Consider the following 14,169-nt stretch of genomic DNA (forward strand, 5'->3'; position numbering starts at 1 on the left):
CAAAGCGTGGAGTGGGTGTGCTTCGCTTCATCGCGCCGGGGGCAGGCATCGGCATCTTTCGCACCAGACGGCCGTTTCGCGCGTTTGATCCGGCAGCGATTTGAGTTAAGGCGCACCAATGCCATCGGGATCGACCCTCCGCAGCATCGACCGAATTCCTAAGGCGGAAGAAGGTCGGTCGGGGATTATCGACATCGGATCGAACTCGATCCGACTTGTCATTTACGAGGGGCCGGCGCGAATCCCGGCGATTCTGTTCAACGAAAAGGTGATGGCCGGTCTCGGCAAGGGCGTGTCGCGTGACGGCGCGCTCGATGCGGAGGCGATGGAACGTGCGCTGGCGTCGCTCGCGCGCTTCCGCCGCCTGGCCGAACAGATGGGCGTGCCCAATCCCCGTACCGTCGCCACCGCGGCGGTGCGCGATGCCAGCAACGGCAATCTGTTCCTCGGCATGGTCGGCGGACTTGGCCTGACGGTCGAGCTGTTGTCGGGCGAGGATGAGGCGCGGATGGCCGGGCTCGGCGTGATCGCGGCGATTCCCGGCGCGGACGGCATAGTCGGCGATCTTGGTGGCGGCAGCCTCGAACTCGTCCGCATTACTGATGGCGAGATTCGCGACACCGTCTCCTTCCCGCTCGGCGTGCTGCGCATCGGCGCGAACACGCTCCAGACGATTGGCAAGAAGGTCGACAAGGCGCTGGGCGAGTCGGGCTGGCAGGGGAAGGGGGAGGGGCTGCCCTTCTATATGGTCGGCGGATCGTGGCGCTCGCTTGCGCGGGTCGACATGCACCTCACCGGCTATCCGCTGCCGATCGTCCACCATTATCGGATGGCGCGCGAGAATGCGCAGCATCTCGTTCGCGTCCTCTCGCACCTCGATCGCAAGCGGTTGCGCGAAGTGCCGGGTCTTTCGGGCTCACGTATGCCGTCGCTGCTGCCGAGCGCGGCTTTGCTGTCGCACGTCGCGCGGCGGCTGGGATCGAGCGAACTGATCGTTTCAGCTTACGGCCTGCGCGAAGGGCTGCTGTATCAGTCGTTGCCCGAAAAGGTGCGCGGGCAGGATCCGCTGATCGCCGCAGCGCGTGAGGAAGGCGCGCGGCAGGGGCGCTTCGCCGAACATGGCGACCTGCTCGATCGCTGGATCGCGCCGTTGTTCGAGGACGAGAGCGGCGATCTCATCCGCTATCGCCACGCCGTCTGCCTGCTCGCCGATGTCAGCTGGCGCGCGCATCCGGAATTCCGGGCCGAACGTGGGCTCGACATCGGACTGCACGGCAATTGGGTCGGCATCGACGCGCGCGGCCGGGCGATGATCGCGCATGCCCTGTGGGTCAGCTTCGGTGGCGAGGCGCCGGTCGACGTGGTGGCGCAATTGTGTACGCCTGCGGACCTCCAGACCGCGCAGCGCTGGGGCCTGGCGATACGGCTTGCCCAGCGGTTGAGCGGCGGTGTCGCCGACGCGCTGCTCGCGAGCCGGATCGCGGTCGATGGCGGTGCCGTGGTCCTCCGCCTCGATCGGGCGGACAGCGCGCTCTACGGTGAAGCTGTCGAGCGGCGCCACCGCACTCTGGCGCAGGTGATGAACTGCGAAGCCGTGCTGGCCTGACGCTTTATCTTCCTTCGTGGCGCGGAAGGAAGTTGACCAGCAGGAAACGGACGGGCCTTATGCGCCCGACGGCCCGGAGAGGCCGCGTGGGAGGACGCGCACCTTTGTCCAGGGAGATTGTTCGTCATGTCCGTCAAGAAACTCGTCGCCGGCCTTCTGATCGCGGCGGCCGCCACGTCGGCTGCCCAGGCCGAAGGCGTCACCCGCAAGGCTGCGCCGAACGCGATGATCGCTGGTTCGGTCACGGTGCCGGCGGGGACGAAGCTCTACTTCCTGTCGGGATCGACCGGATCGCCGATCGACCCCAAGGTCACCGACACGCCCGACGCTTTTGGCGACACCAAGGCGCAGACGCTCAGCATCCTTACCAAGCTCAAGGCGCAACTCGCCGAACTCGGCCTTGGCATGGGTGATATCGTCAAGCTTACCGTCTTCCTGGTCGGCGATCCGGCCAAGGGCGGCAAGATGGACCGCGACGGGATGACCGAAAGCTACAAGCAGTTTTTCGGTACGGCGGAACAACCAAACGTTCCTGCGCGTAGCACGGTCCAGGTCGCAGCCCTCGGTCGCCCGCAGACGCTGGTCGAGATCGAGGCCGTCGCCGCCAAATAGCGAGGGAATTCAAGGAATGAAGATCGGGTTCGGTGTGTTCGGTGCAGTGTTGATCGTCATGAGTGGCGCCGCCGTTGCGCAAAATACATCGAGCCCGTCGCAGCAGAACGGCTTTCAGGATGCCAGCAAGAAGGCAGGCCGGATCGCTTCCCAGCCCGGGCGTGACATCGGCGCGGTCAAGACCAAGATCCCGCCCGTTTTGCAGTCGGCGCGCGACAATCCGTATGCGATCTCGGGCATGAACTGCACGACGATCGCCAAGGCGATCACCGGTCTGAACGGCGCGCTCGGCGCTGATTTCGTCGCGGGGCCGGCCGCCAAGGAAAATCGCGGCGGCAAGATCGCCGAAGCGGGTGGGCAGACAATCGTCAACTCGCTGATCCCCTTTCGCGGGCTGGTGCGCGAGGCAACCGGCGCCGCACCCGCGCAGCGCCGCCTGAACGCTGCGATCGACGCCGGCTATGCCCGCCGTGGCTTCCTGCGTGGCGTGCATCTCGCCCGGAAATGCCGCACGAAATACTGATTTCAGCGCGCATTCGTTAGCGGCAATCGTTTGAAAATTCGCAACATATCCGAAACATTGTTTCATGTTGATAATGCAAATGACTCGCATTAAAGGCGGTACCCTTCATAAAAAGGGGATCGCACATGAACGCTCTTCGACTGTCGATGCTGTGCTGCACGGCTATGATCGCAGTACCGGCCTGGGCCGACGAAGCGGCAGTGGACTCGGACATTCTGGTTACCGCGCTGCGCCAGACCAGCGGTTCGGCGACGAAGACCGACACCCCGATTCTCCAGACGCCGCAGCCGGTCACGATCGTAGACGATACGCTGTTCGAGGCGCAGGGGGCGGTGTCGATCAACGACACACTTCGTTACGTTGCCGGTGTGACCGCCAATCCGTACGGTCCCGATAGCCGCACCGACGGCATCACCGTTCGCGGCGTGAGCGCGCTCCAGTTCCGCGACGGAATGCGCGACATCTTCAGCTATTATGCCAGCATCCGCGCCGATCCGTATAATTTCGACCAAGTCGAACTGGTGCGCGGCCCGGCCTCGGTCCTGTTCGGGCAGGGGGCGATCGGCGGTATCTTCAACCTCGCTTCCAAGTTACCCGAAAAGGAGATGCGCGGGGAATTCCAGGTCCGCTACGGATCGTTCGACCGCAAGGAGGCGCTGGCCGACTTCACGGGCGAGATCACCAACGGAATATCGGGCCGCATCGTCGCACGCGTGCGCGACGCCGACAGCCAGACCGATCATGTGCCCGATGACCGCGTGATGATTTCGCCCTCGATCAGCTTCGAGCCGAGTGAAAAGACCAAGATCACGCTGTTGGGTCTCTATCAGGAGGATGATGGCGGATCGACCGCGCAGTTCCTGCCGCTGGTCGGTACGATCCTGCCCAACCCGAACGGCCAGCTGAAGAACAGCCTGTTCATCGGCAAGCCGGGCTGGGACCGCTATGACGGCCGCCTGCTGCAGGGCACCGGCATCATCAACCACGAGTTCAGCGACAGCGTGAAGCTGAGCCTCAAGGCCCGCTACATCGACAGCGACCTCGAATATTTCACGCATTATCCTGACAGCTATTCGAACCCGACCAATCCCTATCTGGATGCGGCGCAGCGCACGATCGGCCTCTATTCGGACGCCACCCGCGCCCGGATGAACATCTTCTCCACCGACAACAATCTGCGCTTCGATTTCGATACCGGCGAGAATGTGAAGCACGTCCTGCTGACGGGTGTCGATTATAGCTGGAACCACGTCCGCAAGACGGGTGGCTTCAGCTATGAAGTGATCGATATCTACAACATCAACTATGCCGCCCTGTCGAACTATGGCGGAGGCCTCCCGCAGCCAACTTCGGCCAACGAGGATGGCGAGCAGACCCAGCTCGGCGTCTACATCCAGGATCAGATCCGCTTCTACGATCGCGTCTCGATCGTCCTTGGCGCGCGGCAGGACTGGACGAAGCAACGCTCCTTTGGCGGCGCGTGGCAGAAGGACAAGGCGACCACCTTCCGCGCGGGCCTGATCGGCGACATCACGCCGTGGCTCTCGCCCTTCGTCAGCTATACCGAAAGCTTCGAGCCGCTCGCGGGCATCGCCAGCAACGGCAACCTCTTCGTGCCCAAGCGCGGCCGCCAATATGAGGCGGGCGTGAAGCTGCATCCCGGCAAGGCGACCCTGCTGACGATCACCGGTTTCCACATCAAGGAAAGCGGCCGCCCGATCGACGATCCTTCGACCGCCGATCCTTTCGATCAGATGCAGGCCGGCGAACTGACGACCAAGGGCTTCGAGATCGAAGGCAGCACCGCGCTGCCGGGCAAGATCACGCTGCTCGCGAATTACAGCTACAACAAGGCGCAGATCAAAGGCACCGGCGTGCAGCTGGATAATGTGCCCAAATATAACGCCTCGGCCTGGGCGACGAAGGGCTTCGATCTGTCGGAAGACGCTTTGCTCACGCTGGGCGCCGGCGTTCGCTACACCAGCAAGAACGTGTCTTACGGCGCGGCTTTCCCGGCGGGGATCGTGACGCCGAGCTATACGGTGGCCGATGCCTATGCCGAGGTTCGCTGGCAGAACTGGCGCTTCTCGGTCAACGCGACCAACCTGTTCGGCAAGGACTATTATTCGGCCTGCCTGGCGCGTGGCGACTGCTTCGTCGGTGCCGCGCGCAATGTCTATGCGACCGTCGGCTATCGCTTCTGATGGCTGATGCGCTTCTTTACGTGGGCGCGGCGGCGGCGATCGCGGGTGTGGCGCTGCTGCGCTACGCCTGGTCGCTGCCGAAGCGGTCGCGGATGTTCAACGCGATTGCCTGGGGCCTGTGGGCGCTGGCGATCGCTCTCGGTTGGGCGTCGGCGGGCATGTGGGGCGTTTCGGTCGAGACGCTCATCGGCATGGTCACGGCGATCGCGATTATGGCCCATGCGGCCTCGACCTCGCCCCCCAGCAAGGCGAAGGCATCCAATCGCCGTGTGAAGATGCTGCCCGAAGCCGGCGAACCGCTGGGCCTCGGGCGGCGTATCCTGACCTTCCTGATCGTCATCGGCCTCGGCATGTTCGCGGCGGCCGGCTTCGCGGTCGGCGCGCGCTGGATCGCGGCGCTCGCGGGGGCAGGGGAGGCCGACGCCAACGTGATCGGCCTGTTCGTGATGCCGCTCGCCTGGACCTTCCTCGCTTTCTTCATGATGATGGCGGGGCGTCGTCGCCAGATGCTGTTGGTCGGGATCGGACTGGCGAGTGCGCTTCCCGCTGCGATCCAGGGAGGTGCCCTGTGAAAGCGGTCGAACCCGGCACCGTCAAACGCGCGCTTTCGGTCCACGCCGCGATCGGCCTGCTCGCGGGGGCGATGCTCTATCTCGTCTCGGTGACGGGCGCGGTCCTCGCTTTTTACACCGATCTCCAGCGGATCGAGCAGCCCGGCGCCCCGGAAATGGCCCGCATCAGCCCTGAGGCCGTGCAACGCGGGATCGAAGCCGTGCTGGCGAGCGAGAAGGGCAAGCCGAACACGACCCACCTGTTCGTCCGTCTGCCCACCGTCGATATGCCGCGCGCCACGGTTTCGACCGATACGCAGAGCCAGCATATCAATTCGGACGGATCGATCGCGATGGCGGAGGAGAAGAAGTGGTCCGACTTCCTCTTCGCGCTCCACTACACGCTTAACATTCCCGGCCTGATCGGCATGACGATCGTCGGCATCCTGGGCGTGATGATGCTTGCGCTGTCGCTGTCGGGCGTGGTGGCGCTGCCGCGCATCTTCCGCGACGCCTTCCGCCTGCGCGCCCGCGACACGGGCGGGATCGGCCTGGCCGACTGGCATAACCGGCTGAGCGTGTGGACCTTGCCCTTCACGATCGCGGTCGCGCTGACCGGCACCGTCATCGCGTTGGGGACCGTCACGGTCTATGCGATCGCGACCGCCAGCTATGGCGGCAAGACCGAGAAGGTGTACGAACCGATCTTCGGCAAGGAAGCCAAGCCCGACAAGAAGTCGGCGCCGATCGCCAACGTGGTCGCGGCGTTCGACGATCTGGCGCGCCGCCATCCCGATATCCCGGCCACCTTCGTCATCATCCACGATCCGAAAACGGTGGGGCAGCATGTCCAGCTGATGGGCGAACCGCGCCGCCGACTGATCTTCGGCGAATATTATAATTACGATGCGCAGGGGCGCTTCGAAGGTGCAGCGGGCATGGATCAAGGCGCGTTGGGGCAGCAGGCGGCATCGTCGACCTACAAGCTCCACTTCGGCACCTTCGGCGGCACGCCGGTCAAGATCGCCTATCTGGCGTTCGGGCTGGGCCTGTCGGCGATCAGCGCGACGGGCACCTATATCTGGCTGGGCAAGCGCCGCCGCCGGGGCATGGACGAACCGCGCCTGCGCGCCGCATGGGATGGCGTGGTGTGGGGCGCGCCCGTCGCGCTGGTCGCGACCTTCGCGGCGCGCATGGTGATCGGCAACGACGCCCCGTTCATCGCGATCTTCTGGATCTGCTTCGTGGCCGTCGTGTTGGGATCGATCCTGCGCGCGCATCGCCGCGTGGCTCTGCCCGCTCGGAAAGAGGCACTTGCCGCGGACTGACCCGATCGGCTCCCGCTATGAAGACCAAAATCATGGCGGGAGTTTGCGATGTCGCAGCACGGCTTTGGGCAGATCGATCAGATCGGATATCTGGTCGAAAATCTCGATGCGGCGATCCAATTCTGGATCGACCGTTTCGGCGTGGGGCCGTGGACGGTGTTCCGCAACGTGCCGCTCGATGGCGTCTATAGGGGGCAGGCGGGCACCGTCACGATCGACGTCGGACTATCCTATCAGGGCAATGTCCAGATCGAGTTGATCGAGGCGACCAACGACACGCCGTCGCCCTATCGCGACGCGGACGGCAGGCGCCTGCTCGGCATTCACCACACCGCGCATATCGTCGACGATCTCGACGCGGCGGTGGCGAAGGCGAGCGGCAACGGCCTGCGCGTCGTGTTCGAGGCCTCCAACCCCGCCACCCGCGTCGCCTATCTCGCGTCGGACAATGAGCCGGGGCTGCTCGCCGAGTTCATCATGGGGCCGGGGATGCGCGAAATGGCCGACGCCGGGATCGCAGCGGCGAAAATGTGGGACGGGAGCAATCCGGTGGTCGAGATGACGGCCTAGCTATTCCTCCCCCGCCAGGGGGAGGTGTCAGCGTAACTGACGGAGGGGGAGGACAGAGGCCAACTCGTTTTGGGTCGTATCCTCCCCCTCCGTCGCCTTCGGCGCCACCTCCCCCTGGCGGGGGAGGATTGGAATACAAAAAGGCCCGCCTCCAGTCGGAAGCGGGCCTCTTTGTTAGTGGGTTACGAAGTTACGCCTTCACCTTCGGCGTTGGCTTCTTCTTCGGGCGCTTGGGCGCAGCCGGGGTGATTTCGAAGGCGAGCGCGTCGTCCTTCAGCTTCACCTTGACCTCGCCGCCGTGGACGAGCTTGCCGAACAGCAGCTCCTCGGCGAGCGGCTGCTTGACCTTCTCCTGGATCAGGCGCCCCATCGGGCGTGCGCCGTAGAGCTTGTCATAGCCCTTGGCGGTCAGCCAGTTCTTCGCTTCCTCGTCGAGCGAGATGTGGACGTCGCGATCGGCCAGCTGCAGTTCGAGCTGCAGGATGAACTTTTCGACGACGCGGTTCACGACCTCGGTCGGCAGGTAGCTGAACGGCACCACCGCATCGAGCCGGTTGCGGAATTCCGGCGTGAACATCTTCTTGATCGCGTCTTCCTGAACGTCCTCGCGGGTCATCGCGCCGAAGCCGATGCTTTCCCGCGCCATGTCGGCGGCGCCGGCATTGGTCGTCATGATCAGGATGACGTTGCGGAAATCGACCGTCTTGCCGTGGTGATCGGTCAGCTTCCCGTTGTCCATCACCTGCAGCAGGATGTTGAACAGGTCGGGATGCGCCTTCTCGATTTCGTCGAGCAGCAGGACGCAATGCGGCTGCTGGTCGATCGCGTCGGTCAGGAGACCGCCCTGGTCGTATCCGACATAACCCGGAGGTGCGCCGATCAGCCGGCTGACCGAGTGACGCTCCATATATTCGGACATGTCGAACCGCTGGAGCGGGATGCCCATGATGTTCGCCAGCTGGCGTGCCACCTCGGTCTTGCCGACGCCCGTAGGGCCGGAGAACAGGTAGTTGCCGATCGGCTTGTCGGGATCGCGAAGGCCCGCGCGGGACAGCTTGATCGCCGAGGACAGCACCTCGATCGCCTTGTCCTGCCCAAACACGACCCTTTTGAGATCGGTTTCGAGGCTGGCGAGCGACTTCTTGTCGTCGGTCGACACCGACTTCGGAGGGATGCGCGCCATCGTCGCGATGACCTGCTCGATCTCCTTGGGCGTGATGACCTTCTTGCGCTTAGTGGGCACCACCAGCATCTGCATCGCGCCGACTTCGTCGATCACGTCGATCGCCTTGTCGGGCAGCTTGCGGTCGTTGATGTAGCGCGAAGACAGCTCCACCGCCGCCTTGATGGCGTCGGGGGTGTACTTGACGTGATGATGCTCCTCGAAAGCCGACCGCAGCCCGGTCAGGATCTTGATCGCATCCTCGACCGTCGGCTCGTTGACGTCGATCTTCTGGAAGCGACGCAGCAGCGCGCGATCCTTTTCGAAGTGGTTGCGGAACTCCTTGTAGGTCGTGCTGCCGATGCAGCGGATCGACCCGCCCGACAGCGCGGGCTTGAGAAGGTTGGACGCATCCATTGCGCCGCCGCTGGTGGCGCCGGCGCCGATGACGGTGTGGATCTCGTCGATGAACAGCACCGCGTGAGGCAGCTTCTCGAGTTCGGTGACGACCTGCTTCAGCCGCTCCTCGAAGTCACCGCGATAGCGGGTGCCGGCGAGCAGCGCGCCCATGTCGAGCGAATAGATGACCGCGGGCAGCAGCACCTCGGGTACGTCGCCCTCGACGATCTTGCGGGCCAGGCCCTCGGCGATCGCGGTTTTGCCGACGCCGGGATCGCCCACATAAAGCGGGTTGTTCTTCGAACGGCGGCACAGGATCTGGATCGTGCGATCGACCTCGGGCCCGCGGCCGATCAGCGGATCGACCTTACCGGCCTTGGCCTTCTCGTTCAGGTCGACGCAGAACTGCTTGAGCGCACTCTCGCCCTTCTTGCCGTCGGCCTTGGCCTGAGCCTTCTCTTCCTCTGCCCCCTTCACTTCGCGCTGCTCCGTGGGCTGGCCGGCCTTGCCGACACCGTGGCTGATATAGCTCACCGCATCGAGGCGGCTCATGTCCTGCTGCTGCAGGAAATAGACGGCGTAGCTCTCGCGCTCGCTGAACAGGGCGACGAGCACGTTGGCGCCGGTCACTTCCTCGCGACCCGACGACTGGACGTGCAGAATCGCGCGCTGAACGACGCGCTGGAAACCGCTGGTCGGGTTCGGATCGCTCTCGCTGTCGACCTTGAGCGCGTCGAGTTCGGTGTCGAGATATTGCGTGACCGCGTTACGGAGCTCGGTCAGGTCCACCCCACACGCCACCATCACCTTCGACGCATGCTCGTCGGCGATCAGCGCCAGCAGCAGATGCTCGAGGGTCGCATATTCGTGACGACGGCTCGACGCGGCTGACAGCGCGTTGTGGAGGGTCTGTTCGAGTTCGCGGGCGAATGAAGGCATATTATCGATACTCCTCTCGGCAGAGGGTTCCCCCTGCCGACAACGTATATCTTGGGGTCCGGTGCCCCGCGATCAAGGCTTGCCCCCTGATCGAAGTCTGTCCGCCCAGGAAGCGGATCTGTGCGTGGCCCAGAAGGCGGAGATCGGCGCGTCTTCCGCTCCCCGGCTGGCCCACACTCATCGTTTGAATAGTGCGTCTGCGGTTGCGCGATGGTTAACCGAGGCGTCGATCTTTGCACGGCAGCGCACGATCTCCGCTTCGAGCAAGGCGATGCGGGCGTGAAGTTCCTCGACCGAAAAGGGGTTGAGATCCTGGCGCGCGAGGCCGGCGGCCGGATCGGCGTTGCTGCGGGCGAGGCTCTCGTCGGGCTCCATGTACACAGCGTTGACCGGGGCGGCACCCTTGTCAATAAACCCGCATCGGTTCGTCTCATTCGAAAGGCCAATATGGCCCAGATTCCTGCGAAGATGTTGGCTATCGACCCCGCCGAGCCGGGCGGGCCCGAAGTTCTCGTCCCCGTCGAGCGCGATGTGCCTGTGCCCGGCCCCGGTCAGCTGCTGATCCGAGTCGCGGCGGCGGGGGTGAATCGGCCTGACGTGATGCAGCGGAAGGGCGCCTATCCGCCGCCGCCGGGCGCGCCCTCGATCCCCGGTCTGGAGGTCGCGGGCACGGTGGTGCGCGTCGGGCCGGACGTGATGCCCGAGATGCTCGGCCAGCCGGTCTGCGCGCTGCTATCGGGTGGTGGCTATGCCGAATATGCCGTGGCGCAAGCGGCCTTGTGCCTGCCGGTGCCCGAGGGGCTGTCGATGGTCGAGGCGGCCGCGATCCCCGAGACATTGTTCACCGTGTGGAGCAACGTGTTCGAACGCGCCTACATCGCCGATGGCGACAGCCTGCTCGTCCACGGCGGCACCAGCGGCATCGGCACGATGGCGATCGCGCTGGGCAAGGCGTTCGACGTCGAGGTGATCGTGACCGCCGGTTCGGACGCAAAATGCGCGAAGGCGATCGAACTCGGCGCGGCCCACGCGATCAACTATCGCACGCAGGATTATGTCGAGGAGGTGAAGCGGATCACGGGCAAGCGCGGCGTGACCGCGGTGCTCGACATGATCGGCGGCGACTATCTGCCCCGCAACCTCGATTGCCTCGCCGACGAGGGGCGCCACGTCTCGATCGCGATCATGGGCGGATCGAAGGCCGAAATCCCGATCTGGAAGATCATGGGCAAACGCCTCGTCCTCACCGGCTCAACACTTCGCCCGCGTGACAATGCCTTCAAGGCGGCGGTGGCGGACGAGATCGCCAAGCATGTCTGGCCGCTGTTCGAAGCAGGCGAGATCCGCCCGGTCATCGACGCAACGCTGCCGCTCGCCCAGGCTGCCGACGCACACCGGCGGATGGATGAGGATCATGTGGGGAAGGTGGTGTTGACGGTCGGCCAATGATCCCTCCGCTTGGGGACTACAGGCCGAGCGCCTTTTCCACCCGCGCGATCCACCGCACCACTGCAGGATAATCGGCCAGCGTGAAGCCGCCTTCCTCGGCGACGCGGGTATAGGCTACCAGCGCGATGTCGGCGAGGGTGAGGGCGTCACCAACCAGCCAGTCGCGCTTCGCCAGTTCGTCGTCGAGCAGCTTGAGCGCGCCCTTGCCGCGTTCGACGATTTTCGGTTCCAGCGCGGACGCGGGCTTGCCGAGATAATGGACCTGAAACCGCGCGACCGCGACATAGGGCTCGTGGCTGTACTGCTCCCAGAACAGCCATTCGAACATCTTGGCGCGATCATAGGCATCGGCGGGGATCAGCGCCGACCCTTCGGCCAGATGCAGGATGATCGCGTTCGACTGGGCAAGCGGGCGACCATCGGCGAAGACGACGATCGGTACCTGGCCCGCAGGGTTCATCGCCAGATAGTCGGGTGTGCGCGTCTCTGCGGCGAGCACGCTCGTTTCGATCCACTGATAGTCGCGGCCGAGCAGGTCGGCGGTCCACTTCACCTTGAGGCAGTTGCCCGAAATCGAATCGCCGTAGATGCGCATCGCCATCCCCCTGTTTCGGATCGATGACCTAGCGGCCACAGAAAATCGCGGCAAATCAACTGTGGATAGCTTCTGAAAAGTGCAGCTAATTGTGGACTGTCACAAAGCGGCAACCAAGACTTGCCCGCTCTGTAACATGGATCAGCGATAGGCTCGGGGCGTCAACTGGATGGCAGGAGACGCCGACGATGAACGCGCTTACCCGTATCACCGCCGACATGCCCGTCGAACCCTCCGTTCCGGAGCGCGAGGGCCAGCGTCGCCGCTACCGCACCATATGGGTGTCGGATATTCACCTCGGCACGCGCGGCTGCAATGCCGAGATGCTGATCGACTTCCTCGATTCGACCGACAGCGACACGATGTACCTGGTCGGCGACATCATCGACGGCTGGCGCCTGCGCCGCAGCTGGTACTGGCCCGCCGCGCACAACGACATTGTGTGGCGCGTGATGAAGCGGGCCAAGCGCGGCACCCGCGTCGTCTTCATCCCCGGCAATCATGACGAGATGTTCCGCCAGTTCACCGGAATGACCTTCGGCGGCATCGAGATCCGTCGTCAGGCGATCCACACCACTGCCGACGGCCGCCGCCTGATGGTGACGCATGGCGACGAGTTCGACACGGTGGTGATGTGCCACCGCTGGCTCGCCTTCCTGGGCGACTATGCCTACGAAACGCTGATGAGCCTCAATGTCGGGCTCAACTGGGTGCGCCAGAAGATGGGCTTGCCTTATTGGTCGCTGTCCAAGCACGCAAAGCAGAAGGTCAGGAACGCGGTCGAGTTCATCTCGCGCTACGAAGAGGCGGTTGCGCACGAGGCGCAATCGCGCGGGGTCGACGGGGTCGTGTGCGGCCACATCCACACCGCCGAGATCCGCCCGTTCGGTGACGTCCTCTATTATAATGACGGTGACTGGGTCGAAGGCTGCACCGCTTTGGTCGAACATTTCGACGGTCGGATGGAAATCCTCCACTGGGCCGACGAGATGGAAGCCCGCAAGCTTGCGGAAGCCGAAGCGGCAGTGGTGCCGCTGCGCGCGGTCGCCGCGTGAGGATCGCGATCTGCACCGACGCCTGGAGTCCGCAGGTCAATGGCGTTGTGCGCACGCTCCAGTCGGTATCGCGCGAACTGCGGGACATGGGGCAGGAGGTGCACGTCATCGCCCCTGATCAGTTCCGGTCGATCCCATGCCCGGGCTACGCCGAAATTCGGCTGGCGATGACCAACCATGTCGCGGTAGGCCGCCGGCTCGACGCGATCGATCCCGACGCGATCCATATCGCCACCGAAGGGCCGATCGGGCTGGCCGCGCGGCGCTATTGCCTGAGCCGCGGCATCCCCTTCACCACCGCCTATCACACCCAGTTTCCGGACTATCTGGCCAAGCGCACGCACATGCCGGCCGACTGGTTCTGGGCCTATATCCGCTGGTTCCACGCGCCATCTTCGGCGATCATGGTGTCGACCCCGTCGATCGCGCAGGAATTGCGCAGCCGTGGCCTGCCACACAGCACACGCTGGGGCAGGGGAGTCGACCTGAGCCTGTTCGGCGCCGACATTGCGCCGCATCCGGCCTTCGCCGACCTCGCCGGGCCGATTCAGCTCTATGTCGGCCGCGTCGCGATCGAGAAGAATCTCGAAGCCTATCTGTCGCTCGACACGCCCGGCACGAAAGTCGTCGTCGGCGATGGCCCGGCGCGGAGCGGCCTCGAGAAGAAGTTTCCTGATGCGGTGTTCCTCGGTTCGCTGTCTGGCGCGGCGCTCGCTTCGGCTTATGCGGGGGCGGATGTGTTCGTTTTCCCCAGCCGCACCGATACGTTCGGGCTGGTGATGATCGAGGCGCTGGCCTGCGGAACCCCGGTGGCCGCATTTCCCGTGCCGGGTCCGGTCGACGTCCTTCATCCCGACAGTTCGGCGATCGATGCCGATCTGGGCGTCGCAGTCGCGGCGGCACTCACCAAGGATCGCGCGAAGGCGGCCACTTACGGCGCGACCTTCGGCTGGCGGCGCAGCGCCGAACAATTTCTCGGCGCCCTCCACCCGATCCGCGCGGTGGAGCGGATGGCCGCGTGATTTTCTTCCCCCTCTCCCGCCTGCGGGAGAGGGCCGGGCTGAGGGTCTGCCTCATCTCCTTGATAGCCAAGAAGAAAGAAGAAAACCCTCACCTTACCTTCTCCCGCAGGCGGTAGAGGACTAAGAAGCCAGAACGTCTTGCCCTCCTCGCGGG

13 protein-coding genes are annotated in these 14,169 nt (G+C 64.5%); 10 read left to right on the forward strand and 3 right to left on the reverse strand.

Annotation, left to right across the window (positions count from 1 at the left end; translation table 11 throughout):
- Window positions 1-118 precede the first annotated feature (118 nt).
- The 7 genes from FYJ91_RS17420 (at window position 119) to FYJ91_RS17450 (ending at window position 7,394) form a co-directional block, all read left to right on the forward strand.
- Complete coding sequence (locus FYJ91_RS17420) at window positions 119-1,606, forward strand: Ppx/GppA family phosphatase (RefSeq protein WP_149523590.1); 1,488 nt, start codon at window positions 119-121, stop codon at window positions 1,604-1,606.
- A 126-nt stretch (window positions 1,607-1,732) separates the two neighbouring features.
- The gene (locus tag FYJ91_RS17425) at window positions 1,733-2,218 is read left to right on the forward strand and encodes a RidA family protein (RefSeq protein ID WP_149523591.1); all 486 of its coding nucleotides are present in this window, start codon (window positions 1,733-1,735) and stop codon (window positions 2,216-2,218) included.
- 16 nt (window positions 2,219-2,234) lie between these two features.
- Complete coding sequence (locus FYJ91_RS17430) at window positions 2,235-2,741, forward strand: hypothetical protein (protein ID WP_149523592.1); 507 nt, start codon at window positions 2,235-2,237, stop codon at window positions 2,739-2,741.
- Between the two features lie 125 nt (window positions 2,742-2,866).
- Complete coding sequence (locus FYJ91_RS17435; protein ID WP_149523593.1) at window positions 2,867-4,945, forward strand: TonB-dependent siderophore receptor; 2,079 nt, start codon at window positions 2,867-2,869, stop codon at window positions 4,943-4,945.
- Window positions 4,945-5,517: a hypothetical protein gene (locus tag FYJ91_RS17440; protein WP_149523594.1), complete on the forward strand. Its 573-nt coding sequence runs from the start codon at window positions 4,945-4,947 to the stop codon at window positions 5,515-5,517. The genes FYJ91_RS17435 and FYJ91_RS17440 overlap by 1 nt, the downstream gene beginning before the upstream one ends.
- Window positions 5,514-6,824, forward strand: a complete 1,311-nt coding sequence (locus FYJ91_RS17445; protein ID WP_281290627.1) for a PepSY-associated TM helix domain-containing protein — start codon at window positions 5,514-5,516, stop codon at window positions 6,822-6,824. Before FYJ91_RS17440 ends, FYJ91_RS17445 begins: the two co-directional genes overlap by 4 nt.
- Before the next feature lie 48 nt (window positions 6,825-6,872).
- Window positions 6,873-7,394, forward strand: a complete 522-nt coding sequence (locus FYJ91_RS17450; protein WP_149523595.1) for a VOC family protein — start codon at window positions 6,873-6,875, stop codon at window positions 7,392-7,394.
- A gap of 190 nt (window positions 7,395-7,584) precedes the next feature.
- Here FYJ91_RS17450 and clpA read toward each other — a convergent pair whose 3' ends face one another.
- Both clpA and FYJ91_RS17460 read right to left on the reverse strand, forming a co-directional pair.
- Complete coding sequence (clpA, locus tag FYJ91_RS17455) at window positions 7,585-9,894, reverse strand: ATP-dependent Clp protease ATP-binding subunit ClpA (RefSeq protein ID WP_149523596.1); 2,310 nt, start codon at window positions 9,892-9,894, stop codon at window positions 7,585-7,587.
- 177 nt (window positions 9,895-10,071) lie between these two features.
- On the reverse strand, window positions 10,072-10,269 hold the full coding sequence (locus FYJ91_RS17460) for a DUF1192 domain-containing protein (protein WP_149523597.1): 198 nt from the start codon (window positions 10,267-10,269) through the stop codon (window positions 10,072-10,074).
- A 72-nt stretch (window positions 10,270-10,341) separates the two neighbouring features.
- On the opposite strand from FYJ91_RS17460, the gene FYJ91_RS17465 reads away from it, so the two are divergent.
- Window positions 10,342-11,343: an NAD(P)H-quinone oxidoreductase gene (locus FYJ91_RS17465; protein WP_149523598.1), complete on the forward strand. Its 1,002-nt coding sequence runs from the start codon at window positions 10,342-10,344 to the stop codon at window positions 11,341-11,343.
- A 16-nt stretch (window positions 11,344-11,359) separates the two neighbouring features.
- Here FYJ91_RS17465 and FYJ91_RS17470 read toward each other — a convergent pair whose 3' ends face one another.
- Window positions 11,360-11,938: a glutathione S-transferase family protein gene (locus FYJ91_RS17470; protein ID WP_149523599.1), complete on the reverse strand. Its 579-nt coding sequence runs from the start codon at window positions 11,936-11,938 to the stop codon at window positions 11,360-11,362.
- A 188-nt stretch (window positions 11,939-12,126) separates the two neighbouring features.
- Between FYJ91_RS17470 and FYJ91_RS17475 the strand changes: the two genes are divergently transcribed.
- Together FYJ91_RS17475 and FYJ91_RS17480 are read left to right on the forward strand one after the other, a co-directional pair.
- Window positions 12,127-12,993 (forward strand): UDP-2,3-diacylglucosamine diphosphatase, encoded by an 867-nt coding sequence (locus FYJ91_RS17475; RefSeq protein WP_149523600.1) that lies wholly within the window; start codon window positions 12,127-12,129, stop codon window positions 12,991-12,993.
- Window positions 12,990-14,015, forward strand: coding sequence for a glycosyltransferase family 4 protein (locus tag FYJ91_RS17480; protein WP_149523601.1), 1,026 nt, complete (start codon window positions 12,990-12,992; stop codon window positions 14,013-14,015). Before FYJ91_RS17475 ends, FYJ91_RS17480 begins: the two co-directional genes overlap by 4 nt.
- Window positions 14,016-14,169: the final 154 nt, after the last annotated feature.

This window comes from Sphingomonas montanisoli (assembly GCF_008274695.1).
Lineage (GTDB): Bacteria > Pseudomonadota > Alphaproteobacteria > Sphingomonadales > Sphingomonadaceae > Rhizorhabdus > Rhizorhabdus montanisoli.